The following is a 24,095-nucleotide window of genomic DNA, read 5'->3' on the forward strand; positions in this document are numbered from 1 at the left end:
CAGGATTCCGGTTCTCAGCGGAACGATCGCTCACGAGCCGCAGCGGCACGCTCGCCAATCCGCGCAGCTTTGCGGAGCCTCGCCGCGTCGGGACGAGATCGAAGCGCCGGGACCGGTTCGGGTCATGCGGTGAGCGTTTGGTCCTGGGCGTGGTGCGGGGTTCCGTCGTGCCAGGGCAGCACCTGGCCGCAGCGGTTGAGTTCGCCGTAAGTGGCCGGGTCGATCCGGTCGGACATCACCAGGTCGAGCACCGGGCGTGCGGCCTGTTCCGGGGTCTGCGCCTGGCTGAAGTCGTCGAACCACGGCCGCGACAGCGGGGTGTCCACCAGGCCCGGGCAGATCGCGGCGAGCAGGGTGCCGTCGGCGAGATCGGTCGCGCGGCGCTGCGCCGCGACCGCCCGCACCGCGGCGACCTGGGCCACCTTGGACGGCACGTTCAGCCAAGGCGACCAGCCCAGTTCCTGGGCCGTCCCGGCGTGGATGGCGGCCCGCCAGGACTCGACGGCGGCCTCGACCTGGTCCAGGGAGACGTCGTCGAACAGGGCACGCAGCGGCGGCGCCAGCTGGCCGAGGGTGCCCAGCGAGCTGGCCACGACGATCAGCCGCCCGCCGGGGCGCAGCACCGGGGCGAACGAGCGCAGGACGGCGTGCGTCCCGCCGTTTGCGACGTCGATGAATTCGTCGGCCTGCTCGGCCTGCGGGCGATCCGGCGTGAGGCGGGCGACCGCGTTGGACACCACGATGTCGACCCCGCCGTGGCTCTCGCGCAGCTCGGCTGCCAGCCGGGCCACGGCATCGGCATCGGTGACGTCCAGAACCCGACCCGCCACCTGGCTCTTCGTGTCGGGGGCCGTCGCGACGGTCGCGGCGGCGTCGGCGACCCGCTGGGCGTTGCGGCCGGTGAGCAGTACCTGGTCAGCTGGTCCCAGTCGGGCGGCCAGCCCTGCCGCGAAGGCCAGGCCGAGGCCTTGGTTGGCCCCGGTGACCAGTGCGATTCGTGCAGCCGTCATGGCAGCAACGCTAGGAGCGCCTGGGCCATGCGGCCAACGAAAGTTCCGCAGGCCTGGTATGCGTGGACGTCATGGACTTCAGCGATGTTTCCCTGACCGGGCTGCGGGTGTTCCGGGAGGTGGCCGAGCGGGGCACGCTCACCGCTGCGGCGGCGCAGCTGGACTACACCCAGTCCGCGGTGTCGCGGCAGATCGCCGGGCTGGAACGGGCGGCGCGAGCACCGCTGCTGGAGCGGCGCCACGACGGGGTGCGGTTGACCGCCGCCGGACGCGTGGTGCTCCGCCATGCCGTGGCGGTGCTGGAGCAGCTCGACGCCACCGCGCGCGAGCTGGCTGGCCTGCCCGCCGAGGGCGGCACGGTGCGGCTGGGCTGGTTCGCCAGTGCGGGCGCCGCACTGGTTCCCCGGGCGGTCGCCGCGTTGCGCCGCACCCATCCGGCCATCGAGGTCACCACCCGGGAGGGCAGCACGCCCGCGCTGATCCGCGCGCTGCGGGCGGGCAGCCTGGACGTGGCGGTGTTGTCCTCGGTGCCGCCGTTTCGCCCACCCGATGCCGAATCCCCACCGCTGGCCCTGCGGACGCTCACCGAACGCAGCCTGCTGCTGGCGGTTCCCGCCACCCATCCGCTCGCCGGGGCCGATTCGGTCGACGTCGCGGAGCTGCGCGGCCAGCGCTGGATCGCCAGCCGGGCTTCTGGCGAGGAGAAGCTGATGGGCGTCTGGCCAGGCCTGGGCGAACGGCCCGAGATCGCGCACACCGCGCGCGACTGGTTCGCCAAGCTGCACTTCGTCGCCGCCGGGTGCGGACTGACCACCGTTCCCGCCGCGCTCGCACCCGCCGTGCCGCCGGGCGTTCGGGTGTTGACCGTGCGCGGCGGTCCGGCGGAACAGCGGCGCATCCTCCTCGCGAGCCTGCCGCGGCCGCTGCCAGCAGCGGCCGGGCATCTCGTCGACGCGCTGCGCGCTGCCGCGGCGGACATCGGCGCACCGGCATGACTTCGCAGATATGTCCATTGTGGACTAATATTTGTCCATGATGGACCCATGTGTCAATTGAGATCGAAAACCTATCAATTGCGCTCGCAAAACGAATCAAAGCGCGTTCCGGATTCGGGCTAATGTCGCCGATCAAAACGGGGTTTTCTCGACGGGGTGAGGTTGGCATGGGTCGATCGAGATGGCAGGCGCTGCTCGCCTTGACCGCCGCGCTGCTGGCGGGACTGGCGCTCGCCGGGTGCGGTTCGGGATCGCGCAGCGGAGCAGACACCTACCCCACGAAGCAGATCCGCATGCTGGTGCCCTACACCGCAGGCGGCCCCACCGACATCGCGGCCAGGTCCCTCGGGCGCTACCTGGCGCAGGACCTCGGCCAGCCCGTCGTCGTGGAGAACATGCCCGGCGCGTCCGGCACGGCGGCGTACCAGGAGTTGCTGTCGGCGAAGCCGGACGGCTACACGATTTCGATGTGCGCGCTGCCGACCGCGGTGCTCAACTACCTCACCAACGACGTCGGCTACACCCGCGACAGCTTCAAACCGATCGCCGTCGCGACGCAGGTGCCATCGGCGCTGGTGGTGCCCGCCGACTCGCCCTACCGGGACCTGAAGGCCCTGTTCGACGACGCCAAGGCGAACCCGACCAAGGTCAAGGTCGGGACACCCGGCGCCACCAACACCCACGCCGCGGAGACCAGGCGGATCACCAAGCTCTACGGCGTGCCGCTGGAAGTGGTTCCGTTCAACGGGAACTCGGAGGTGCAGGCGGCGTTGCTCGGCGACAACGTCACGGTCGGGTTCGTCAACGCCTCGCAGGACGTGCTGCCCGCCATCGAGTCCGGGCTGCTGCGACCGCTGGCCGTGGGCACCCCGCAGCGGCTGGACTACCTCGACGCGCCGACCTTTGTCGAGTTGGGCTATCCCGAACTCGTCCACAGCACCACGACGTTCGGCGTGCTCGCCTCGCAGGAGACGCCCGATGCGGTGGTGCGCAAGCTCGAAGACGTGCTGCGACGCGCCTCGACCGACCCCGGCGTCCTCGACGGCCTGGACCGGCGTTACGTCCCCCAGCAGTTCCTCGGCAGCGCCGAGTTGGCCCGCATGTTCGCGGAGACCGAGGAAACCTTCCGCGGCGTGGTCGGCAACTGAACCGGATCAGGCGGGGCGCAGCACGACCTTTTCGTACTTGTTGGCGAAGAAAGCGACGAAGGCCAGCGCCTCCGGGATGCCGCCGGTGCTGTTGCTGGTCGCCGACAGCAGGGCCGTGCTGTCCTGGCCCCGGACGCCGTAGAGGGTGAACCGGCGGTTCGGCGGAAGACCACGCATGTCGAGGGTGACCTCGTCGATTCCGGGCAGGGCGCGGATGAAGGCCGTGCCCGTCCCGGGAGTCGCCTGCACCTCGACGGGCAGGCCCTCGATCCGCATGTCCAAACCCTGCCGACCCAGGTTGGCGCTGCCAGCGGGGTTGCTGCGCGCGACGTACACCAGCGCCATCGGGGACTGCCCGATGCGGAGCGTATCGACCACCTCCATCGTCCTGGTGTCGATCACGTCGACGGCATCGGAGTTCTGCAACCCCACGTAGACGCGGGTGTTGTCCGGACTGGGCCAGATGCCGTGCGAACCGGCGCCGTGGTTCTGGATCCGCTTGACCAGCTCGGGCGGTCCGCCCTGCGGTGCGCGGCGGTAGACGAGGGTCTGGTTCAGGTCACCGACCGTGACGTAGGCGTAGTCGACGCCGTCGACGGTGACGAAGTTCGGGTGGTTGGACCGCGGCCCGGTGTCCAGCACGGCCTGGACCCGGTAGGTCTCGGTGTTGACGACCGTCGTGGTCCGGCCGTTGTTGGGCATGCCCAACCAGATCTCCTTGCCGTCCGGGGAGATCGCCTCGTCGGACGAGCCCCCCGCTTCGGCCGGGAGCGCGACGCGTTGCACGATGCGGCGGCTGGCCACGTCGATGACGTCGAGCGCGGACGCCCGCAGGTGGTTGACGTAGGCCAGCCGACCGTCCGGGCTGAACACGACCTTCGACGGGCCGTCCTCGGTGCGGATGCGGTCGAGGACCTGGTTGTTGCGCCAGTCGATGACCGCGACGGTGTCCTGGCCGCGTTCGGCGATCCACAGCTGGTTGCCGTCCGGGGAGAAGAAGCCCTCGTGCGGGGCGCGGCCGACGTAGATGGTGCGCAGCACCTGGTTCGTGGTGGTGTCGACGACGTGCGCGGCGTTGCTGGTCACGTTGATGACGCAGAGGTGCTGGCCGTCGCGGGAGAAACCGAGACCGTGCACGTCGATCTGCCCGTGGTACATGGCACCCAGCACGTCCGCGTCGGGAGCCATCCGGGGTTGCCCCAGCGCGATCGTGCCCAGCACGGTGCCCGCCTTCGGATCGATCACGCTCACCGTGTTGGAGTCCTGGTCGGCGGTGTACACCCGGTCGTTCGCCGAGATCGGCTGCGCGCCGGGCAGTGCGGGGGCCTGCGTGATGGTGGGTGGCTGCGGCGGGGCAGCGGGGGCGCTCGGACCGCAGGCCGCCACGAGGGCCAGGGCAACTGCGCTCAGCACCGCCGCGGGCGTGCGCACCCTGCTCCGAGTGGGAGGCGGAAGGCGTTGTGACAACCTCATGTTCTGCTCCCGGCAAGAGGTGTCAGCAGGGCAAATGTCCCACAGGGTGTGAGGTGCCGCTACTCGCCCGAGAACTGGGGTTCTCGCGCACGAGCGTTCAGCAGGAGCCGTCGGCGACGGTGGCCGTGAGCGTGTACCAGTAGCTGGGCGGCAGGTAGGGCGACGGGAACGCTTCGCCGATGTTGGTGGCGCTGACCGTCATGCAGACCGCGGGGGCGTCCTCGGCGCTGACCGTGTAGTGCTCCACGGTCACTTGGCCGTCCTGCTCCACGGTGTCCTCCGGCGGCGGCTCCTCGGCCTGCGAGACCGTGAACATGCCGTTGTCGTCGGCCGCGTCGGTGTTGCGCAGCTTGTCCTGGAGGTAGGCCGCGAAGTTGTGGTCCGTCGGGTCCCGGAGGATGCCGTCGTCGTCGTTGGGCAGCTGCTCGGCGACTTCGTCGGCGGCCGCCTTGATCTCGCCACCGCTGAGCGAGACGTCGTCGGCGGCGCCGTAGAGCTGGAAGGCCCCGAACGCCAAGCCCGCCGCGCCGATGAACCACGCCACCCGCTGCATCGCGAACGCCGCGTCCGAGGGTTCGTTGGCTCCCGGGTTCGCGTACCACATCGCCTGGAAGCTCCACCACAACTTGCGTTGGTCCTGGAACCCGAGCACCGCGAGCACCAGGGCAGCGAGCAGGGCGAGAACCGCGAAGGCCATGAACATGCGGTGGGCTTCCTCCTGTGCGCAAGGTCTCCGCCACCGGTCACCGTTCGATGGCGCACTGGCTGGGACGTGCCCCGAGCGGACTGGGTTCCCGCTGGTGGTTTCGACTTTCGCCGCGCCTGGAAACGATAGCGCGCCGTCACACCCGGTACGGCCGATGGTGCGGCTGTGAACCGCGGTCCGCACCGCGACGATCACCCGCGACCCGAGGCGGTCAGCTGTCCTCGATGAAGTACTGCTCGGGGTTGGTCGGGGCGGGGTTGTTGTAGACCGCCGAATCGTAGATCTTGTCGGGCACGTTGTGGAAGTTGTCGGCCACGATCCCGTACCCGGACGGGGACAGGTTCAGCCCCATCACCAGGAACTCGTCGGCCGCGATGCGCAGGATCTGGCGCATCAGCTCGTACCGCTGCTCGACGTCCGCGACGGCCTGCACCCGCCGGTACAGCCGCATCTGCTCCTGGACCGGTTCGGGCGGCGCCTCACCCTCGCTGCCGAGGCTGTTGTACCACTTGGCCCACGGGATCGCGTAGCCCGACTCGGTGCTGTTGATGGGCAGGTACCAGCGGGGCTCGAACATCGCGTCGAGCAGTCCGTTGTCACCGGGCCAGACGTTGGCGTCGTGGTCGCCGGTTTCCTTGCGCCACTGGAACAACGACCGGTCCTCGGTGTCCACCTGGACGTTCAGGCCCACCTCTCGCCAGTGGCGTCGTACCAGATCCATGGCGTCGAGCAGATCCGGCCGGTCGCCACCCGGGATCGCCACGGTGAAGGCGATGGGTCGACCGTCGGGACCGAGCCGGAACCCGCTGCCGTCGCGTTCGGCGTACCCGGCGCGGTCCAGGTGCTCGTTGGCCAGCGCCACGTCGTACTCGGTGTACTGCTTGGCGAGCCGTTCGTTGAAGAACGGCGTCTGGCGGCGCGGCGCGGCCTGCCACGGTTCACCGCGGCCCTGGTACACCACCTGGATGATCTCCGGCCGGTTGATGGCGTAGGACAGCCCGATGCGGAAGTCCTTGTTGTTGAAGATCTCCCGCTTCACCGGGTCCTGGTGCGTGAGGTTCAGCGAGATCAGGCAGGTGTTCATCTCGCCGGGGTCGGTTTCGAAGAAGCGGTAGCCGCCACCGGCGCGGTTGTGCGCGAGCACCGGTTTGTTCGGCTGCGTGGTGAAGTGCCGCATGTGCATGTCGAAGTCGCCGTTCAACGCGCGGGTCAGCATCACCTCCTCGTCGAGCAGCACGGCGAACACGACCCGGTCGATGTAGGGCAGCTGGCTGCCTTCCGGATCGACCTTCCAGTAGTAGGGATTGCGTTCCAGGATCACCCGGTTCGACGTGCCGAGCGAGGTCATGAGCTTCCACGGGTAGAGGGTCGGCATCTCGGGGTTGTGCCAGTGCAACGCGGGGTTGATGGTTCCGGCTTTGGCGTCGAACAGCTCGATCCAGCCGCCGTGGCCTTCCTGGCGAGCCAGCTCGTCCGCGTCGGGGTTGTACTTCTTGTGGAACTTCCGCAGGTAGTGCAGCGGTTTGTTGACGATCTGGTAGGCCAGGTTGTCGTAGGAGGCGAACAGCCCGTTGGGTTCCGGGAAGACGAGCCGGACGGTGAGATCGTCGATCTTGACGGCAGTGGCCTGGTCCGCGGCCTTGTTCGGGTACAGGGTCCCGTCGTTGAAGACGTCGTTCTGCGCGAACACGATGTCGTCCGCGGTGAACGGCACCCCGTCGGACCACCGGAGTCCCTCGCGCAGCCGGAAGGTGAGCTCGGTGGCTTCGTTGTTGTAGTGGAACTCCTCGGCGAGGTTCGGGATCGTGCCGGTCCAGTCGACGGTCCACCGGGTCAGGTTCTCGTGACCCACCGTGCGCCCCAGCCACGGCCAGTCCGAAGAACCGAGGATGGCGGTGTGCCACTCGCCGCCGTAGTTGCCGATCCGCGAATTCGGTTGCACCACCAGCGGATTCTTCGGCAGCCGGGCTTCCACCGGCGGTAACTCGCCGCGGCGCACCAGCTCGGCCAGCATCGGCGCCTCGCGGCCCTTGGGGCCGACCGGTGCGCCACCGGCCTTGGCCGGTGCGAGCTCGAAGAACCCGCAGCCGGTCGTGGCGCCGACCAGCACGCTCATCCCGCCCAGCCGCAGGAGATCACGCCGACCCATGCCGTTCATCGCTGATTCCTCCCGTGTCGTCACTGGATCCCGCGCAGCGCCAGCTCATCGGCGTAGTGGCAGGCGGCGTACTGCCGAGGCGCGACCTCCCGCAGCCGCGGGGTCTGCTCGGCGCACAGCTGCGTGGCGAAGCGGCAGCGAGTGCGGAACGCGCACCCCGACGGCGGGTCGGCGGGATCGGGCACGTCGCCCTGCAGCACGATCCGCTGCCGTGCGCCGCGCAGCCGAGGGTCGGGTTTGGGCACCGCCGACAGCAAGGCCTCGGTGTAGGGGTGCGCGGGTTGGGCGTACAGCGCCGCGGTGTCGGCCAGTTCGACGACCTTGCCCAGGTACATCACCGCCACCCGGTCGCAGACGCACTCCACTATGGACAGATCGTGCGAGATGAACAGGAACGTCAACTGGAACTCGTCCTGCAGGTCCTGCAGCAGGTTGAGGATCTGGGCGCGCACCGAGACGTCCAGTGCGCTGACCGCCTCGTCGGCCACCACCAGCCGCGGCTGGAGCACCAGTGCGCGGGCGATGCTGATGCGCTGCCGCTCGCCACCGGAGAAGGCGTGCGGGTAGCGCCGCAGGTGCTCCGGGCGCAGCCCGACCTTGCGCAGCATCTCGGCGACCCGGTCCGCGAGCTCCGCGCCGCTGGCCACCCCGTTGACCTTGAGCGGTTCGCCGATGATGTCCAGCAGGGTCAGCCGCGGGTTCAGCGAGGAGTGCGGATCCTGGAAGATCATCCGGATTTCCCGGCGGCACGGTTTGAGCTCCTTGCGGCCGAGCCGGACCAGGTCGACCGAGGTGCCGTCGGCGCGCCGGTAGTGGATCTCGCCGCTGATCCGGTCGTGGGCCCGGAGCACGCTGAGGCCGAGAGTCGTCTTGCCGCAACCGGATTCGCCGACCACCCCGACGTTCTCGCCGCGCCGGACGGTCAGGTCGACGCCGTCTACGGCGCGGACCTGACCGGTGGCGCGGCGCAACACCCCGCTGCGCACGGGGTAGTGGACCCGGAGGTCCTTGATCGCCAGCAGCGGGTGCTCGGCCGGTTCGACAGCGGTCATGGGGCGACGCTCCCTCGGGTCTGGCCAGGGATGATCTGCTCGTGCAGCAGGCAGCGCGCGAGGCGGTCGGGGCCCAGCCGCACCGCGCTGGGCACGTCGGTGTCGCAGCGTCCCGGCATGACCTCCGGGCAGCGGGGGTGGAAGGGGCACCCGGCGGGCCGGTCGTGCGGGGAGGGCACCGCGCCGCTGATGGAGTCCAGCCGGTGCCGCCCGGCCCGGCCGATGCGGGGGATCGACTTCAGCAGCGCCCGGGTGTACGGGTGCTGGGGATCGTGGAAGATGTCGTCCACCGGCGCCTGCTCCACCACCGTGCCCAGGTACATCACCGCGACCTCGTCGGCCATCTCGGCCACCACGCCCAGGTCGTGCGTGATGAGCAGGATCGCCATGCCGAGTTCCCGCTGCAGTTCGGTGAGCAGCTCCATGATCTGGGCCTGGGTGGTGACGTCCAGCGCGGTGGTCGGTTCGTCGGCGATCAGCAGGTCCGGTTCGCAGGACAGCGCCATCGCGATCATGACCCGCTGCCGCATCCCGCCGGAGAGCTGGAAGGGGTAGCCGTCCACCAGCTTGTCCGGTCGCGGGATCCCGACCTTGGCGAGCAGTTCGATCGCCTGCTCGCGCGCCTGCCGCTTGTCGACGTCGCGGTGCACCCGGATCGCCTCGATGAGCTGGTCGCCGATGTGGTGCACGAGGCTCAGCGAGATCATCGGCTCCTGGAAGATCATCGCGATGTCCCGGCCGCGCACCTCGCGGATCTTGCGCCCCCGGGGACTCAGCGCCGCGAGGTCGATGGTCTCGTGCCCGCGGTGCAGCAGCACCTCGCCGTCGACGATCTTGCCCGGCGGCTCGACGAGCTGCATCACCGAGCGAGCGGTCATGCTCTTGCCGCAGCCGCTCTCGCCGACGACGCAGAGCGTCCGCCCGGCGCGCACCGTCAGATCCACGCCGTCCACGGCGCGCACCGCTCCGGCGTGGGCCGGGAAGTGGGTCTTCAGCCCGCGCACTTCCAGCAGCACGTTGTCGTTGTCTGGCATCGCTCACCTGCTGTAGGGGTCGGCCGAGTCGCGGAGACCGTCTCCGACGAAGTTGAGCGCCAGGACCGCGATCGCCACCGCGATGCCCGGCGTGAGAACCCACGGCGCGGTGGCCACCGCGACGATGCTCTGCGCTTCCTGCAACAGCACTCCCCAGCTCACCACCGGCGGTTGCAGGCCGAGGCCGAGGAACGACAGCGCGGTCTCGGCCAGGATCATCAGCGGGATCGCCAGCGTCAGCGACGCGATGATGTGGCTGGTGAACGACGGCAGCATGTGCCGGAAGATGATGCGCGGCCTGCTGCACCCGTCGAGCACCGCCGCGCGCACGAAGTCCTCCTCCCGCAAGGCGAGGAACCGGCCGCGGACCACCCGGGAAAGATCGGTCCAGCCGATCAGCGCGAGGATCACCGAGATCGCGAAGTAGGTCTTCAGCGGTCCCCAGTCGGCGGGCAGCGCGGCCGACAGGCCAAGCCACAGCGGAATCGTGGGGATCGACATCAGCAGCTCGATGATCCGCTGGATGACCGTGTCGACCGCCCCGCCGAAGTACCCCGAGATGCCGCCGAGCAGGACGCCGAGGACGAAGGTGAGGGCGACGCCGGTCAGTCCGATCGACAGCGAAATCCGGGCGCCGTGCACGATCCGGGACAGCACGTCGCGGCCGAGCCGGTCCGCGCCGAGCAGGTACATCGGCTGGTCCGGGTTGGTGGGGCCGATCAGGTGCACGTCGGCCGGGATGAGCCCCCACAGCTCGTAGGGCTCACCCTTGACGAACAGGCCGATCGGGATCTTGTCCGCCGTATCGACCACATTGGACCGTTCCAGCGTTTCGGGGTTGACCTGGGTGTCGAACCCGTTGACGTACAGGCCGAAATCCAGTTCGCCGCCGGAGGTGTCGACGAAGTGCAGCCGCTGCGGGGGGAGGTAGGTGTAGCGCTCGTCCACCGCGTCGGCGCTGCGCGGTGCGATGAGCTCGGCGAAGATCGCGACCAGGGCGAACAGCAGCATGATGGCGCTGCTGATCATCGCCAGCCGGTGCTTGCGGAACCGCCACCAGATCAGTTTCCACTGCGGCGCCACGTATTCCCTGGCGACCGGTGCTCCGGCGGTGTCCTGCACGTTCGCGACGCTCATACCCCACACCTCCAACTCACCTGTAGCGGATGCGCGGGTCCCACCACGCGAGCAGCAGATCGGACAGCAGCGTGCCCAGCACGGTGAGCACGCTGAGGATCAGGATGAAGCCACCCGCGAGGTACATGTCCTGGCTCATCAGCGACTGCAGCAGCAGCGGCCCGGTGGTCTCCAGGCTCAGCACGATCGACACCATGATCTCGCCGCTGATCAACGTGGGCAGCAGCCAGCCCGCGGTGCTGATGAACGGGCTCATCGCCATCCGGACCGGGTACTTCACCAGCAGTCGCGGTTCGCTGAGACCCTTGGCGCGGGCCGTGGTCACGTAGGGTTTGCGCAGTTCGTCGAGCAGGTTGGCGCGCATCACCCGCATCAGGCTCGCGGTGCCCGCCAGGCCGATGATGATCATCGGTATCCAGGTGTGCGAGAGGACGTCGAGCACCTTGCCCAGGTTCCAGGCGGCGTCCTGGTATTCGGGGGAGACGAGGCCGCCGACGCTCTGCCCGAACAGCGCGAAGGACAGGTACAGGAACAGCAGCGCCAGCAGGAAGTTCGGCACGGCCAGGCCGAGGAAGCCGAGGAAGGTGAAGGCGTAATCGCCGACCGAGTACTGCCGCGCGGCGGAGTAGATCCCGATGGGCAGCGCGATCGCCCAGGTCAGCAGCATGGTGCCCAGCGAGAGCGCGATGGACAGGCCGAGTCGGTCCCAGATCAGGTCCGATACCGGCAGACCCCATTCGAAGGACTGGCCGAAGTCGCCGTGCAGCACGATCCCGGAGATCCACTTGAAGTACTGCAGCAGGAACGGATCATCGAGACCGTAGCGCTGCCGCAGGGCGTCCAACTGGACCTGGTCGACGTTCTCGCCTTCCGAGGCGAGCTTGGCCACGTACGAGGTGAGGAAGTCGCCGGGTGGCAGTTGGATGATCACGAAGCACACCAGCGAGATCGCCAACATCGTGGGGATCATGTAGAGCAGGCGGCGAATCACGTACCGAGCCACTGGTTCCTCCTGGGGCGGGGGAGTCAGTGCGCGAGAATGCCGTGTCCACGTCGGACTCGCGCCATTGCGACCGGTGGTGTCCTTCTGGCAACTGGAAAGCGGTATCCAAAAGCTAGGTGTCCCGCATCACAGTGTCAAGATTTACTTTGTGTCCCAATGGAGAACTTTGCGAGGTGTCCGCAATGGACAGTCGAGGGCGAGCGCGCCGGAGCCGCGCGGGACGTAGTCGTCTCGCGCGGCCCGATATTCGGCTGTTCTACCTACCCGTCAGTGGAAGTGGCTCCGGTCTCGTGCAGCTGGTCTCGACATCGACGACGGTCCGGTCCCGGGTGGCCCGCTCCAGCGCGTCCACCACCGCGAGGAAGTGCACGGCCAGCTCGGCGGATGCCCGGTGCGGACGTCCTTCGCGCAGCGACTGCGCGAGATCGCTGATGCCGCACCCGCGACCGCCGTCGAGGAATCCGGCCGAGTGCTCGATCTCCTGCCACTCGGTCGCTGCGCCGCGCCGCAGCCGCACGGCGCCGTCGAACCGGTTCGGGTCGGGCACCGACACGGATCCGGCGGTTCCGTGCACCTCGATCCGCGGCGCCTCCGAACCGGCCACGTCGAAGCTCATCACCATCGTGGTCAACGCCCCGCCGTCGTGCTCCAACAGCGCGGTGACGTGCGTGTCCACCTCGACGGCGAACCGGTTTCCGGCGCGCGGACCTGAGCCGACCACGCGCTCGTCGAGGTGGCGCCCCGCCATGCCCGCCACGCGGCGGACGGGGCCGAGCAGGTGCACCAGCGCGCTGAGGTAGTACGGGCCCATGTCCAGCAGCGGCCCACCACCGGGCTGGTAGTAGAACTCCGGGGAGGGGTGCCAGCGCTCGGGGCCCGACCCCAGCATGAACGCGGTCGCCGAGCTCGGTCGGCCGATGAGACCGTCGTCGACGACCCGGCGCGCGGTCTGGATCCCGCTGCCCAGCACGGTGTCCGGGGCGCAGCCCAGCCGCACGTCGTTATCGGTCGCCAGCTGCAGCAGCTGGGTCGCCTCGGAAAGCGTGCTGCCCAACGGCTTCTCGCTGTAGACGTGCTTGCCCGCGTCGAGGCTCGCGGAGCTGACGGCGAGGTGCGCGGCGGGGATGGTGAGGTTGACGACCAGGTCGACGTCGTCGGAGGCCAGCAGCGCTTCGGTGCTCAAGGCGGCCGCGCCGGTGGCGCGTGCCGTCGCCCCGGCGCGTTCGGGGTCGGCGTCGGCGACGGCGGTCAGCTGGACGTCCGGAAGCCGTTCGAACGTCGCCAGGTACTGGCCGCTGATCGTGCCGCAGCCGATCATCCCGACGTTCAACGACTCGCCCACAGCAGGCCCCTTTCGGTGATGGTGCGGATTTCCGGAACTTCCAGGTCGGAGAGCTGGTGGCCGACGGTCGAGACGAACACCCGGCCCGCGCCCCAGCGCCTCGTCCAGACCGCTGGCACGGTGATCGGATCCGGCCACTCGGTGTCCGGGTCTGCCGCGATCGTGGTGGTGGCCAGCACGTCGTTGGCGGCGTCGGACAGCGGCCAGTACTGCTCGGTGTGCACCTCGATGCGCTCGATGCCGGTGACCACCGGGTGGTCGGCGCGTTCCGGGACGACGTCGATCGAGTGGGTCACGAATCCGCCGGGGTGCGCCAGGAACTGGCCGCCGGTGAGCCGTTGGTAGGTGATGTCGCCGCGGAAGGAGTCGACGATGCCGCCGTGCCAACCCGCCAGGCCGGTCCCGGTGGCCACCGCGGCGGCCAGCCCGGCGGACTGCTCCGCCGTGATCGTCCCCATGGTCCAGCACTGCACGACCAGGTCGGTGCGCGCGAGCAGGTCGGCGTCCAGGTAAACGTCCAGGGAATCGGAGATCGTCGTGGTGAATCCGTTGTCCTTGAGCCATGGCGCGAAGGCGTCGGTGGTCGCCACCGGCGAGTGCCCTTCCCATCCTCCGCGCACCACCAGGGCGTGCCGTTTCGCGGCTTCCGAGGTCACCGCACCTCCTGACCAGTGGTCGAAACTTTTTGAAAATTTTGCGCAGTTCTTTCGGACATTGAGGCTAGAGTTCCGCCGAACCATGGTCAATGCCGGTAGAACCGGCGGACGACCCGCGCCAGCAGCACATCGACGGGCTCGCGCGGCGTGCGGCCGTTCCCGGCGGGCAGATCTTGAGCGGGCGGGCCGCTCCACTCGACCCGATTCGACCTAGGAGTGAAGCGATGACGCTGATGCGATCGAATCCATTCCGGGACTGCGACAGGCAACGCCGGGACAGCTAACGCCGGGCGGGCCTCGCGGCGCGCCAGAAGCCGAGTCCGAACAGCAGCGCCCCTCGGCCCGCTTCCGTTGACAGGAGCTACACATGGCCAAAGCAGTCGGGATCGACCTTGGTACGACCAACTCGGTGATCGCGGCCTGGGAAGGCGGCAAAGCCGCCCGCGAGGGTGGTGTCGTGCGGGTGACCGTCCGCGACGACGAGCTGCACATCTCCTACCAGGAGGGCGACCAACAAACGCAGGCGGCATGAGGACGAACGCATCCCGCACGGGACGACGGAAATCCATTGTGGATACTGCTGTCCCGCTGATCTCCCGGCGCCGTGCTTGCGGCTGTTCGCACCCGAAAACACGGCGAACGAGTTGCTGACGCCGAAAGTCAGTCGCGTGTGGTGCTCAGCTGGGTTGGGGAGGAGTTTCCCGGTTGACCGCTGCGTCGATCTTCGCCGCCAGCGTCACCGCGTCGTCGGTGTAGGTGTTGAACTTCACCCGTCGGCCACCGGTCAGTCGCAGCACGCACTGGAAGTCGATGCCGAACATGTGCGGGGCGCCCTGCTGGACCATGCCCCGCGGGCGCACCGACTCGATGTCGGACCACCGGATCACCGAAGCCGCATCGGCTACCCGGTGCACGATGCCCTGCTCGTAGAGCTCGAAGCATTCGCCCTTGGTGCGGGCGATTCTCACCAGCAACGCGATCCCGACGCACAGGCCAAGCGCGCCGAGCGCCGTCGACCCACCGGGGAGCAGCCCCGATCCCGACCAGTGGCGCGGATCCTCGGCGACGGACCCCCATAGAGCCAGTTGGCCGGTCCCCGGTCGTGCCCCGGGTCGGGTGCGTGCGGTTCCTGCGACATGTGTCCCTACCTGCTGTTGTGGCGACATGCGCTTGGTGCCGGGCATCATCCGGTCCGGAAAGGGCGGCAGTGGCGCAGTTCCGCCGAGCCGAAGTAGTACGGATTGGCGCGAAGTTGTTCCAGCGCGTCGGCGAGGTGATCATCCGTGCAGTCCACGCATTCCAGCCGCGTACGCCCGATGAGAAAACCCGCGTCCCTGGCCATGTCGCGGTTGCACTTGTCGCAGATCCCCTTGCTGCGTCCGGTGGCGGACCACCAGGTGCGGGCATCCGCTCGCCAGTGCCTGCGCATGGCGGCCACGGTCTCCGCGTCGATCTCCGCGACCGGGAAGAGTTCGTAGGCCAAGAAGCTCTCCGCGCTGCGGCACCGCGTGCACACCCCGGTCTTGCCGAACTCCTCGAACCCGGGTGTGCCGCCCGACATGCGGCCCGGTGACAGCATTCCCAACAGGCTCATCCGGTAGGAGCCGGGAAAAGTCCAGCCACAACCCGTGCAGATGAGTTCGGCATACCGGAAAGCGCGGTATTCGGGTGCGGCGTTCTCGTAGTCGGCGTCGAACCGTTCGATCAGGGTGGTCAGCACTTCCTCGTACTGCGAGGTGGAAAGGCGCAGCGCGATTCGGCGCTGCGTGCCGACCGCTGCCATGAATTCGTCGAGCTGGCTCACCGGTACGAATCGGGCCCCGTCCAGTTGGAGGTACCCATCGACCATGGTCGGTGCCTGGTCCGGCGTGAATCCGCTGGCAGCCGGTGGTGTCTGATCCGGTGCCCGCGAGGATCGCCCGAACGCGGCAGCGACTCGTTGCACGAAGCGAAGCATGATCACGCCCGGCCTTCTCTGGAGAGTTTCCTTCGGACCCATGTTGCGGCCCGTTTCTACCGCGCCGTGCGCGGGATCGGTCCCGCGCACATCGATGATCCACCTCGAACGCAGCGGGGCAGCGGATCTGCGGTCAACGCCCGGCGAGGTGTCCGACCGCTGCGCTAGGTTTCCGCCATGGCGGAATTCGTACTGGTAGCGGGCGCATGGCTGGGATCTTGGGCGTGGGACGAGGTGGTGCCGGAGCTGCGTGCGGCAGGGCACGGCACCCACCCGTTGACGCTGTCCGGCCTCGCCGACAAGCAACACCTGCCAGCCGGGCAGCAGACCCACGTGCAGGACATCGTCGGCGAGGTCGAACGACTCGACCTGCGCGACGTCGTCCTGGTCGGGCACAGCTATTCGGGCATCCCGGTCGGTCAGGCCGCCGAGCGGATCGGCGACCGGCTGACCCGCGTGGTGTTCGTCGATTCCAACGTGCCGACCAATGGCGAGTCGTTCATTTCACCCTGGCCGGGGGAACGTCGGGACATGATGGAGGAAGCCATCGACGATGGCGGTGGTTTCTGGATACCCCTGACCGCACCCGACTACGCGGGCCAGGGCCTCTCCAGCGAGCAGATCGCCCGGATCGTACGCGGCTCAACGCCGCACCCCGGCGCCACGCTGACCGAACCAGCCGTCCTGGCGCGCCCACTCGGCGACCTCCCGGCGACGTACCTCAAGTGCCTGCTCGACGGCCCCGAACCCACCGACGACGTAGCGCGCCTGCTGAAAAGCGAACACTGGCAACTGGTCCAGATGAACACCGGCCACTGGCCCATGTTCTCCCAACCCCACCAACTAGCCCGGATCCTCCACCACGCGATCGGGTGAGAGGTGAAGGGCACCTTTCGCCAACATAGTTGGTAAAAGGTGCCCGTCACCTCGCTAGGAGTCTGCGGGGGTCACGGTTCCAGCGGAACCCAACCGGCCGCCTTGACGTTCGGTGGCAGCGCCCCGAGCTGCTGGGCATCGGATGCTTCGACCGCGAGCACGAACTCGGCGGCCACCTGCCGGGCGGCTTCGACGACGCAGCGCAGGGCCAACGGCACCATCGGGAAGGCGTGGCCGATCCCCGGGATGGACACGAACAGCAACCGCATCTGCATCCACCGCCTTTCTAGAAAACGATCCGTTCTCTATAGGGTGCTTTGGGAACGCAACGTTCACTATGGCTGGTGTGGTAGCGCTTGCCGTTGGCCGCCGTGTGGTCCCGCTACCCTGATCGCGCCTCGGGCCAACGCTTTCGTGGCTGGCCGCTGAATGCCAAGGTCTACAACGAGTTGGGCGGGTCCGGGAGGATGCGGCGGCATGTACTTCGTGATCAAGTGGAGCGGGTGGGGGCCGCTGGTCATCCCGCTGATGCTGCTCGGGCTCGTCTTCGGCGTCGTCGTCCAGGAACTGTTCGACGGAACACCGATGATCACCGACCCCGCCTGGGTGACCGGGTTCCTGATCAGCGCGGTCTTGATCCGGACCATCGGCCGCAGGCTGAACCGCTACGGCGACCTGCACACCCTCTACGACATACCAATGCAGCACTGGTGGTGGCTCGGCCTAACATGCGCGGCACTCACCCTCGGCCTCGTAATCCTCATCCGCGCCTAAGCCCGGCGCACCCCGACCGGATGAAGAGTGAAGGGCACCTTTTACCAACTATGTTGGCGAAAGGTGCCCTTCACCTACCCTCCAGTCGGTGCGCCCACGCCGAGCTGGCGCGGCTGGTCACCTGATGGGGTAGGAGTGAAGGGCACCTTTGACCGAGTAAGCCGGTCGAAGGTGCCCTTCACTCGGTTCTTGTCGTTCGCGGATGACGCGTGCCGCGATTGCGGGCGCACTTGGCAATGAGCGCAACTTGGACCGCGTGGTACCTGCTCGGGCCGAGCATGTTTCCGTTGGGTCCGGGGCTGAGGGCTTGTTCGTCGGGGTCAGGTGTTGGTCGGGTGGTGGTGTTGGATGCGGTCGTTGTGTTGCGGTTGGTTGGTCGGTGGCAGTGGTGGGTCGCCTGAGGGGTGGGCCGAGTCTGGTGTGGGTTGGGTTTGGTCTGCGTGGCGGAGGAGTTCGACGACCTCGGCGTCTGAGGTTTGGGTGAAGTCCCGGTACCACTGCCCGATCGCCATGAACCACCCCGGGGTTTCCAGGCAGACCTGCTCGTCGGTGACCTCCTCCAGTCGCTCCAACGCCTGCGGTGGCGCGACCGGCACGGCCAGCACCACGTGCGCGGCGCCCTGCTCGCGGGCCACCCGGCAGGCGACGTGGAAGGTGGAACCGGTGGCGATGCCGTCGTCGACCACGATCGCCGTCCGCCCGGCCACGTCCAGTCGCGGCCGGTCGACGCGGAACAGCCGGGCCCGCCGGTCGAGTTCGATCCGCTCGCGCTTCTCGACCTCGGCCAGCTCCTTCGGGCTGACCCCGGTCTTCCACAGCACCTCGTCGTTGATGATGCGCACGTCGCCTTCTCCGATGGCGCCCATGCCGAGCTCGGGGTGGAACGGGACGCCGAGCTTGCGCACCACGATCACGTCCAGCGGCGCGTGCAGCGCCTGGGCTATTTCGAAGGCCACCGGCACGCCGCCGCGCGGCAGCCCCAGGACCACGGGGTTCGCGGCACGCAGGTGCGACAACTGGTGGGCAAGCCGACGCCCAGCATCTTTGCGGTTCTCGAAAGGCACGCCCACGCACCTCCTCACCCGGCCCATCGCAGCGTCGCCCGGAACGCGGCGCCTGCCTGGCGGCGGCGCACTTCCCGTTGCGCGCGGCCGGGATCCTCTCGCTCGACCGGGGCGACCAGCCGTTCAGACCGACCGGCCCGTTGCCGCCGGACGCGCTGCGGGTACCCGGCCAGCGGTGGGCGTGAAACCGGCGGTGCGGGAGATCAGAACGGCCCGTCGCTTCGAGGCGGTGCGCTCGGCGTCAGCAGGCGCGGCGCAGCGCCCGGAAGGGACGGGCGGCGTCGACGGTGGGGAAGTCGACGGCGTAGTTCAGGATGCCTTCAAGCCGTTGCCGAGGCATTTCTCGGTTCGTCCGGCGCGACGGCGACCAGCGCGGTGCGGACCTCGCCGTGTCCGTGCGTGTCGAGGAGCTGGCGAAACCGTGCGATCGCGAGGTCGTCGTGGGCCCCAGCTAAGTCCAGCAGGCGCCAGATCTCGGCCATGACGCCCGGATTCGGATCATTGCTCATGAGAGTCCACATTAGTCGTCGGCAGGTCGGCTCAATGCGACCGGTGACCCTGGGTGCCCGAACGGCCACTCGCGCCGCACACCCGGACCGCGTTTCGCCGACGTCATCGCGGAGTCGGTGAACGACGGATGAACGCCGATGGCACGCGAGCCCGGCTACCTACCGTCCGGTAGTCGCCTCGACTGTCGTCGCGCCACGGGCGAACAGCTGCCCCGATGCCCGACCGGCTCCGGGCGATCGGGCCGACGACTGGGTCTCCGGTGTCCTCACGCGCCATACAATGTCCACTGTGCTCGGTCGCGTTGGCGCTACCCGCGATTTCCAGGACCGCCCGCAGCGTCGGCTCCGGGCGGACGCTCGGCGAGTGCGGCTGGGGACGTGCCCGCTGCGACGACGACCAGGCCTCTCCGGCGCTTCGGACAGGCGATGTCGAAGCTGCCACGTGCCAGTTGAACTGGATCTATAGCTGGCGTTGATGGTTTGCCAACGATTTGTTTATTTCCGCGCGGCCGGATGCCTCCCTAATGTGTGATTTATGCCGCACCCGCTCACGGACCTGCAGGTCCGGACCGTCACCAAGCCCGCAGGCTCGATCACGCACGACATCTCCGCCGACGTCTGCGTCATCGGCGCTGGTATCGCCGGGCTTTCCGCAGCGGTGGAATCGGCCCGCCTCGGCAAGCGCGTCGTGCTGGTCGACGCGCTTCCGGTGCTCGGCGGGCAGATGGTCAATTCGCTGATCGGGCTGTTCTGCGGCGTGTTCGGCAACGCCCCGGAATACCGCCAGCTCACGCACGGGATCTTCGACGACCTGTTCCGGGACCTCGAAGGCACCGGCGACCTGCACTACAACCGCAAGCACACCATGACCGTCAACTACGACGAGGTCGCGCTCGGCCGATGGGTCGAGAACACCGTGATGTCCTTGGGAATTCAGGTGATCACGGGCGCGGTGCTCACCGGCGTGACCCGCGACGACCGGATCCACGCGGTGCGCCTGGCCACCCGGTACGGCAACGTCGAGATCACCGCGACCGGGTTCGTCGATGCCAGCGGTGATGCGTCGCTGGCGTGGGAGGCGGGCTTGCCGTGCCGGTTGCCGGAACGGGAGATCTACGGATCGCAGCAGCTCATCGTCGAGAACCTCGACGACAGCCACCGTCCCGAACCTGGCGAGTTGAGCGAGCGGCTAGCCGCCAAAGCCGACGAGTACGGGCTGATGCGCCGCGACGGCTTGGCGTTCTTCTTCCCCGGCCGAGGCACCGCGGTGCTAAACATGACGCACATCGAAGCGCCGCTGGATCCCATCGAGGCAGCGCAGGCGCAGCTGAGGGGCAAGGCGCAAGCCGACCGCGTGGTGGCGTTCCTGCGCACCGAATACCCGGAGATCTTCGGCAAAGCACGCGTGCGGGCCTACGGTTTCCCCGGCCGCCGCCAAACCCGTTGGGTGCAGGGCGCGCACCAGCTGACCGTCGAAGAAATCCGCTCCGGCACCCGCTTCCCCGACTCGGTGGCCCGCACCGCCTGGCCGATCGAACTGCACGACCGGCCCGAAGGCTACGTCTGGGAGACCTTCGGCCCCGATCACGTGCACTACGTCCCGCTGCGCTCGATGACCCCGCCCGACGTGCACAACCTGGTCGTCGCCGGGCGATGCGTGGATGCCGATGCCGCGGCGCTGTCGAGCATCCGCGTGATGGGTCCGTGCGGGGCGATGGGCGCGGGTGCCGCGCATGCCCTCGACCTCGCCGGTTCGGGGTCGGTGCACGAGATCGACCACGCCGAGCTCGGCGGCCGGTTGACGGCGAACCTGGACGGTTGACAGGTACGCGTGGCAAGAAACCGCAGCAATTCCGCCCGATTCGTCTCGACGACGCACTGATCCCCGAGACCTGGCAAGACCCGCGCAGCTGGGAAAACCAGCCGCGCGTCCGCGTAACCCACAGGAGGCCAGCAATGGCGCTGCCCGAGGACAAACCCGATTCGACCCTCACCGAAGCCGACGAACGCAGGTCGGCCCGCGGTGGCGCCGTTTCCATGTTCGTCGACAGCTTCGACGTGTACTTGCCCGCATTCGTCCTGCCCGCGGCGATGGGGTACTTCCTACCACCCGGCCTGCCGGTGGAGATCAAGGCCACGTTCACCACGCTGCTTTTCACCATCGGACTGCTCGCCCGGCCGATCGGCAGCGTCATCTTCGGCAACCTCTCCGACCGGATAGGCCGCAAACGCGTCACGATGATCAGCGGTTGGGGCTTCACCATCGTGACCCTGATCATGGGTCTGCTGCCCGGATACGGGCTGTGGGGATACGGCGCGATCGTCATGTTCGCCACGCTTCGGCTCATCGGCGGCATCTTCCTCGCGGGCGGGTACGCCGCGCCGATCCCGTTGGCGCTGGAACAGGCCAAGGAGTCGCGGCGCGGTCTCGTCGGCGGACTGATCGGCATCGGCGCACCCGCGTCGGTGCTGATGGTGAACCTGCTGCTGTTCGTCCTGCTCGAAGCGATTCCGCAGGACGGTTTTCTCAGCTGGGGATGGCGGATTCCGTTCTTCGTGGGCTTCGTGCTCGGCGTGGTGTACCTGATGCACTACCGCAAGGTCGTCGAGGACGAGTCGGTCTACACCGAACGGCGCGCAGCCGGTCGCAAGCAGCCCGTCGTGGAGCTGTTCACCACCCACCGCGCCCTGATCACCAGCGTGTTCCTGTTCACCTGCGGCTACTGGTTCACCGCGCAGATGTCGGTGTCGTTCCTGCCGACCCTGATGGTGCAGGTGCTCAACCAGAGCCCGCAGCTGACCACGACCACGGAGATGATCTCCTCCGTCGTCACCATCGGGATGATCCTGGCGTTGGCCGCGTGGGGACAGCGGATCGGCCGCCGCGCGCTGCTGGTGCGCTGGTCCGTGGTGATCACGATCGCGGTCTGCGGCTCGTTCCTGCTGCTGGGAGTGCTAGCCCCCGCCGGGGCACCGCCCTGGGTCATCGTCCTGCTCGGCGTGATCGCCAAGGCGACCCCGTCGGCGCCGCTGGGCGTGATCCTGGTCTACCTGAACGAGCGCTTCCCGGCCAGCGTCCGCGCCAGCGGCTACGGGATCGGATACATGTTCGGGTTGATCCTGCCCGGTCTCTACAGCGTGTGGCTGCTGCTGCTGAGCGCGATCATGCCCTACGAGTTCGGTCCGATCGTGCTCGTGCTGATCGGTGGCGTGCTGATGTTCACCGCGGTCCGGAAGGGGCCGGAGACCAACCCGCCCGCGCTCCGCGCACCGCAGCAGGTCTCCGCCGCGTCGTGACGTGCGAGTGCGAAAGCGGGCGCCAAACCCGCTTTCGCACTCACGACCCGGTCACCGGCTAGTCGTCCTCCAGCTGCGCCGCGTACATCGTCACCTCGGCCGCGCACCCGATTTCCTCGAACTCCGGGGTCTGCCAGTCAACGAGTTCAGGCCGAGTGGCAACGGATTCCATGACCTGGCACCTCCTCTGCGCCTCCAGGCACTAGTCCTTGGGGCGCTAGTCCTTGGGCAGCGCGAAGACGAACAGCGCGTCCCCGTGCGGGGCCCCGAGCATCCCGGGCAGGAATCCCTCGACCCAACTGCCCCATCCGACCGGCACGGCGATGTGCTGCCGTCCGTCGACGCTGAAGGTCGTCGGGCTGCTGTGGTGGCCGCTGCCGGTCTGGAACTGCCACAGCAGCTCCCCGGTGTTCGCGTTGTAGGCGTTGAACTCCCCCGTCGGCTCGCCAGCGAACACCAGGTCGCCGCCGGTGGCCAGCACCGACGCGCACATCGGCACGTCGTTGCGCCACCGCCAGACCTCGTTGCCGGTGGCCGGGTCGAAGGCCTTGATGAACCCCTGCATGTCCGTGGCGTCCACGGTGACGTTCGCGCCCCAGTAGGGAATGCTCTCCTTGAACTCCCGGCGCCGGCGCGTGACCTGCGCGCCGACGTCCTGCACCGGCACGTAGAACAGCTGCGTCCGGGGGCTGTAGGCGGCGTGCGTCCACTCCTTGCCACCGGCCGGTCCCGGCCAGAAGTGCACCGGCTCGCCTTCCTCGTCCGGATAGACCTTTGGCGTCACGTTGCCAGCCGCGTCGATCTCGCCCCAGGTGATCCGTTCGGCGAACGGTGCCACCCGGACCAGTTCGCCGTTCGTGCGGTCCAGCACGAAGAAGTACCCGTTCTTGTTGAAGTGCGCCAGCAACTTCCGCCCGTCCAACTCGAAGAGGATGTGCTCCATGTTGCTGTCGTAGTCCCACAGGTCGTGCGGGGTGTACTGGTAGTGCCAGCGGATCTCGCCGGTGTCGGCATCGACGGCGATCACGCTGTCGGTGTAGAGGTTGTCGCCTTCGCGGACACCGCCGTCGAAATCCGGTGCCGGGTTGCCGGTCCCCCAGTACAGGAGGTTCAGCTCCGGGTCGTAGGTGCCCGTGACCCAGCAGTTCCCACCACCGCGCGCCCAGGCCTGACCGTCCGGCCAGGTTTGCGAGCCCGGCTCACCGGGCTTCGGGATGGTGTAGGTCCGCCAGACGCGCTGCCCGGTCTCCAGGTCGAAGGCGTCCAGGTGACCGCGCACCCCGAACTCCCCGCCGGAACTGCCCACGATGACCAGGTCCTTGACCACCAGGGGTGCGACCGTGGCGCTCTCCCCGGCCCGCACGTCCCCGTACGTGGTGTCCCAGACGCACTTGCCGGTGACCGCGTCGAGCGCGATCACGTGCGCGTTCAGGGTGACCACGAAGACCTTCCCCCTCGCCACGGCGACCCCGCGGTTGACGTTGCCGCAGCAAAGCGAGGTGTCGTAGGGCACCTCGTGCTTGTACCGCCACAGTTCCTGCCCGGTCCGGGCGTCGATGGCCCAGACCCAGCCGTCCCAGCCCGATACGTACATGACGCCGTCCACGACGATCGGCGCGGCCTCGAACGAGTAGGTCGACGGGCCCGCCTGCATTCCGGCCGAGCCGAACTGGAAGACCCAGGTGGGTACCAGGCGATGCACGTTGTCGGTGTTGATCTGGTCCAGCGGGCTGTAGCGCTGCCCGTCGTAGGCGCCGTAATAGGTGAGCCAGTTCTGCGGCTCCGCGCGGGCTTCGAGAATGCGTTCGTAGGTGACGTTCTGGGCCACCGGCGGCGCGCTCCCGACCAGACCGCTCACGGACGCCTGGTTGATGGCATGCCCTGCCGGCACGTATTCCGTCATC

24 protein-coding genes are annotated in these 24,095 nt (G+C 68.4%); 7 read left to right on the top strand and 17 right to left on the bottom strand.

From position 1 onward, the window contains the following. Positions 1-122 precede the first annotated feature (122 nt). Positions 123-1,010, bottom strand: a complete 888-nt coding sequence (locus tag ACTWQN_RS08245) for an SDR family NAD(P)-dependent oxidoreductase (RefSeq protein ID WP_443202740.1) — start codon at positions 1,008-1,010, stop codon at positions 123-125. A gap of 71 nt (positions 1,011-1,081) precedes the next feature. On the opposite strand from ACTWQN_RS08245, the gene ACTWQN_RS08250 reads away from it, so the two are divergent. Beyond that, positions 1,082-2,005 (top strand): LysR family transcriptional regulator, encoded by a 924-nt coding sequence (locus ACTWQN_RS08250; RefSeq protein WP_443202741.1) that lies wholly within the window; start codon positions 1,082-1,084, stop codon positions 2,003-2,005. 167 nt (positions 2,006-2,172) lie between these two features. After that, positions 2,173-3,153 carry a tripartite tricarboxylate transporter substrate binding protein gene (locus ACTWQN_RS08255; protein WP_443202742.1) on the top strand — a complete coding sequence of 327 codons (981 nt, stop codon included), beginning with the start codon at positions 2,173-2,175 and terminating at the stop codon, positions 3,151-3,153. A gap of 6 nt (positions 3,154-3,159) precedes the next feature. Here the strand turns inward: ACTWQN_RS08255 and ACTWQN_RS08260 are convergent, their stop codons facing one another. The 9 genes from ACTWQN_RS08260 to ACTWQN_RS08300 form a co-directional block, all read right to left on the bottom strand. Further along, positions 3,160-4,584, bottom strand: coding sequence for a YncE family protein (locus tag ACTWQN_RS08260; protein WP_443202743.1), 1,425 nt, complete (start codon positions 4,582-4,584; stop codon positions 3,160-3,162). A 139-nt stretch (positions 4,585-4,723) separates the two neighbouring features. After that, on the bottom strand, positions 4,724-5,329 hold the full coding sequence (locus tag ACTWQN_RS08265) for a DUF6199 family natural product biosynthesis protein (protein WP_443202744.1): 606 nt from the start codon (positions 5,327-5,329) through the stop codon (positions 4,724-4,726). Between the two features lie 214 nt (positions 5,330-5,543). Then, positions 5,544-7,490 carry an ABC transporter substrate-binding protein gene (locus ACTWQN_RS08270; protein WP_443202745.1) on the bottom strand — a complete coding sequence of 649 codons (1,947 nt, stop codon included), beginning with the start codon at positions 7,488-7,490 and terminating at the stop codon, positions 5,544-5,546. 20 nt (positions 7,491-7,510) lie between these two features. Continuing rightward, complete coding sequence (locus ACTWQN_RS08275; protein WP_443202746.1) at positions 7,511-8,542, bottom strand: ABC transporter ATP-binding protein; 1,032 nt, start codon at positions 8,540-8,542, stop codon at positions 7,511-7,513. Further along, a complete protein-coding gene (locus ACTWQN_RS08280; RefSeq protein WP_443202747.1) occupies positions 8,539-9,576 on the bottom strand; it encodes an ABC transporter ATP-binding protein in 1,038 nt (345 codons plus the stop codon). Before ACTWQN_RS08280 ends, ACTWQN_RS08275 begins: the two co-directional genes overlap by 4 nt. A gap of 3 nt (positions 9,577-9,579) precedes the next feature. After that, complete coding sequence (locus ACTWQN_RS08285; protein ID WP_443202748.1) at positions 9,580-10,713, bottom strand: ABC transporter permease; 1,134 nt, start codon at positions 10,711-10,713, stop codon at positions 9,580-9,582. Between the two features lie 16 nt (positions 10,714-10,729). Further along, a complete protein-coding gene (locus ACTWQN_RS08290; protein WP_443202749.1) occupies positions 10,730-11,716 on the bottom strand; it encodes an ABC transporter permease in 987 nt (328 codons plus the stop codon). Between the two features lie 256 nt (positions 11,717-11,972). Then, positions 11,973-13,058, bottom strand: coding sequence for a Gfo/Idh/MocA family protein (locus tag ACTWQN_RS08295; protein WP_443202750.1), 1,086 nt, complete (start codon positions 13,056-13,058; stop codon positions 11,973-11,975). Further along, positions 13,043-13,714 carry a ThuA domain-containing protein gene (locus ACTWQN_RS08300; RefSeq protein WP_443202751.1) on the bottom strand — a complete coding sequence of 224 codons (672 nt, stop codon included), beginning with the start codon at positions 13,712-13,714 and terminating at the stop codon, positions 13,043-13,045. Before ACTWQN_RS08300 ends, ACTWQN_RS08295 begins: the two co-directional genes overlap by 16 nt. A gap of 367 nt (positions 13,715-14,081) precedes the next feature. Between ACTWQN_RS08300 and ACTWQN_RS08305 the strand changes: the two genes are divergently transcribed. Continuing rightward, positions 14,082-14,246: a hypothetical protein gene (locus ACTWQN_RS08305; RefSeq protein ID WP_443202870.1), complete on the top strand. Its 165-nt coding sequence runs from the start codon at positions 14,082-14,084 to the stop codon at positions 14,244-14,246. Positions 14,247-14,391: 145 nt separating this feature from the next. Here the strand turns inward: ACTWQN_RS08305 and ACTWQN_RS08310 are convergent, their stop codons facing one another. Together ACTWQN_RS08310 and ACTWQN_RS08315 are read right to left on the bottom strand one after the other, a co-directional pair. Then, the gene (locus ACTWQN_RS08310) at positions 14,392-14,682 is read right to left on the bottom strand and encodes a hypothetical protein (RefSeq protein WP_443202752.1); all 291 of its coding nucleotides are present in this window, start codon (positions 14,680-14,682) and stop codon (positions 14,392-14,394) included. 215 nt (positions 14,683-14,897) lie between these two features. Beyond that, positions 14,898-15,659: a hypothetical protein gene (locus tag ACTWQN_RS08315; RefSeq protein WP_443202753.1), complete on the bottom strand. Its 762-nt coding sequence runs from the start codon at positions 15,657-15,659 to the stop codon at positions 14,898-14,900. A 189-nt stretch (positions 15,660-15,848) separates the two neighbouring features. Between ACTWQN_RS08315 and ACTWQN_RS08320 the strand changes: the two genes are divergently transcribed. Continuing rightward, entirely contained in the window at positions 15,849-16,547 is a 699-nt protein-coding gene (locus ACTWQN_RS08320; protein ID WP_443202754.1) for an alpha/beta fold hydrolase, read from the top strand. A 71-nt stretch (positions 16,548-16,618) separates the two neighbouring features. Here the strand turns inward: ACTWQN_RS08320 and ACTWQN_RS08325 are convergent, their stop codons facing one another. Then, the gene (locus ACTWQN_RS08325; RefSeq protein ID WP_443202755.1) at positions 16,619-16,822 is read right to left on the bottom strand and encodes a hypothetical protein; all 204 of its coding nucleotides are present in this window, start codon (positions 16,820-16,822) and stop codon (positions 16,619-16,621) included. Positions 16,823-17,024: 202 nt separating this feature from the next. Between ACTWQN_RS08325 and ACTWQN_RS08330 the strand changes: the two genes are divergently transcribed. Beyond that, positions 17,025-17,321 (top strand): hypothetical protein, encoded by a 297-nt coding sequence (locus tag ACTWQN_RS08330; protein WP_443202756.1) that lies wholly within the window; start codon positions 17,025-17,027, stop codon positions 17,319-17,321. Between the two features lie 320 nt (positions 17,322-17,641). Here the strand turns inward: ACTWQN_RS08330 and ACTWQN_RS08335 are convergent, their stop codons facing one another. Next, complete coding sequence (locus tag ACTWQN_RS08335; protein WP_443202757.1) at positions 17,642-18,385, bottom strand: phosphoribosyltransferase; 744 nt, start codon at positions 18,383-18,385, stop codon at positions 17,642-17,644. A 320-nt stretch (positions 18,386-18,705) separates the two neighbouring features. Then, positions 18,706-18,894: a hypothetical protein gene (locus tag ACTWQN_RS08340; RefSeq protein ID WP_443202758.1), complete on the bottom strand. Its 189-nt coding sequence runs from the start codon at positions 18,892-18,894 to the stop codon at positions 18,706-18,708. A 535-nt stretch (positions 18,895-19,429) separates the two neighbouring features. On the opposite strand from ACTWQN_RS08340, the gene ACTWQN_RS08345 reads away from it, so the two are divergent. Both ACTWQN_RS08345 and ACTWQN_RS08350 read left to right on the top strand, forming a co-directional pair. Next, entirely contained in the window at positions 19,430-20,716 is a 1,287-nt protein-coding gene (locus ACTWQN_RS08345; RefSeq protein WP_443202759.1) for an FAD-dependent oxidoreductase, read from the top strand. A gap of 134 nt (positions 20,717-20,850) precedes the next feature. After that, entirely contained in the window at positions 20,851-22,191 is a 1,341-nt protein-coding gene (locus tag ACTWQN_RS08350; protein ID WP_443202760.1) for an MFS transporter, read from the top strand. A 58-nt stretch (positions 22,192-22,249) separates the two neighbouring features. On the opposite strand, the gene pqqA is transcribed toward ACTWQN_RS08350, so the two are convergent. Further along, positions 22,250-22,363, bottom strand: a complete 114-nt coding sequence (gene pqqA / locus ACTWQN_RS08355; protein ID WP_443202761.1) for a pyrroloquinoline quinone precursor peptide PqqA — start codon at positions 22,361-22,363, stop codon at positions 22,250-22,252. A gap of 45 nt (positions 22,364-22,408) precedes the next feature. Next, positions 22,409-24,094: a PQQ-dependent dehydrogenase, methanol/ethanol family gene (locus ACTWQN_RS08360; RefSeq protein ID WP_443202762.1), complete on the bottom strand. Its 1,686-nt coding sequence runs from the start codon at positions 24,092-24,094 to the stop codon at positions 22,409-22,411. Between the last annotated feature and the right edge of the window lies 1 nt (position 24,095).

This window comes from Saccharopolyspora antiqui (assembly GCF_052246905.1).
GTDB lineage: Bacteria > Actinomycetota > Actinomycetes > Mycobacteriales > Pseudonocardiaceae > Saccharopolyspora.

Excerpts from the sequence above, each read along its gene's own strand:
- ACTWQN_RS08245 (WP_443202740.1), bottom strand. The coding sequence starts at position 1,010 with ATGACGGCTGCACGAATCGCACTGGTCACCGGGGCCAACCAAGGCCTC.
- ACTWQN_RS08250 (WP_443202741.1), top strand. The coding sequence starts at position 1,082 with ATGGACTTCAGCGATGTTTCCCTGACCGGGCTGCGGGTGTTCCGGGAG.
- ACTWQN_RS08255 (WP_443202742.1), top strand. The coding sequence starts at position 2,173 with ATGGGTCGATCGAGATGGCAGGCGCTGCTCGCCTTGACCGCCGCGCTG.
- ACTWQN_RS08265 (WP_443202744.1), bottom strand. The coding sequence starts at position 5,329 with ATGTTCATGGCCTTCGCGGTTCTCGCCCTGCTCGCTGCCCTGGTGCTC.
- ACTWQN_RS08270 (WP_443202745.1), bottom strand. The coding sequence starts at position 7,490 with ATGAACGGCATGGGTCGGCGTGATCTCCTGCGGCTGGGCGGGATGAGC.
- ACTWQN_RS08275 (WP_443202746.1), bottom strand. The coding sequence starts at position 8,542 with ATGACCGCTGTCGAACCGGCCGAGCACCCGCTGCTGGCGATCAAGGAC.
- ACTWQN_RS08280 (WP_443202747.1), bottom strand. The coding sequence starts at position 9,576 with ATGCCAGACAACGACAACGTGCTGCTGGAAGTGCGCGGGCTGAAGACC.
- ACTWQN_RS08285 (WP_443202748.1), bottom strand. The coding sequence starts at position 10,713 with ATGAGCGTCGCGAACGTGCAGGACACCGCCGGAGCACCGGTCGCCAGG.
- ACTWQN_RS08305 (WP_443202870.1), top strand. The coding sequence starts at position 14,082 with ATGGCCAAAGCAGTCGGGATCGACCTTGGTACGACCAACTCGGTGATC.
- ACTWQN_RS08320 (WP_443202754.1), top strand. The coding sequence starts at position 15,849 with ATGGCGGAATTCGTACTGGTAGCGGGCGCATGGCTGGGATCTTGGGCG.
- ACTWQN_RS08325 (WP_443202755.1), bottom strand. The coding sequence starts at position 16,822 with ATGCAGATGCGGTTGCTGTTCGTGTCCATCCCGGGGATCGGCCACGCC.
- ACTWQN_RS08330 (WP_443202756.1), top strand. The coding sequence starts at position 17,025 with ATGTACTTCGTGATCAAGTGGAGCGGGTGGGGGCCGCTGGTCATCCCG.
- ACTWQN_RS08340 (WP_443202758.1), bottom strand. The coding sequence starts at position 18,894 with ATGAGCAATGATCCGAATCCGGGCGTCATGGCCGAGATCTGGCGCCTG.
- ACTWQN_RS08345 (WP_443202759.1), top strand. The coding sequence starts at position 19,430 with ATGCCGCACCCGCTCACGGACCTGCAGGTCCGGACCGTCACCAAGCCC.
- ACTWQN_RS08350 (WP_443202760.1), top strand. The coding sequence starts at position 20,851 with ATGGCGCTGCCCGAGGACAAACCCGATTCGACCCTCACCGAAGCCGAC.
- pqqA (WP_443202761.1), bottom strand. The coding sequence starts at position 22,363 with ATGGAATCCGTTGCCACTCGGCCTGAACTCGTTGACTGGCAGACCCCG.
- ACTWQN_RS08360 (WP_443202762.1), bottom strand. The coding sequence starts at position 24,094 with ATGACGGAATACGTGCCGGCAGGGCATGCCATCAACCAGGCGTCCGTG.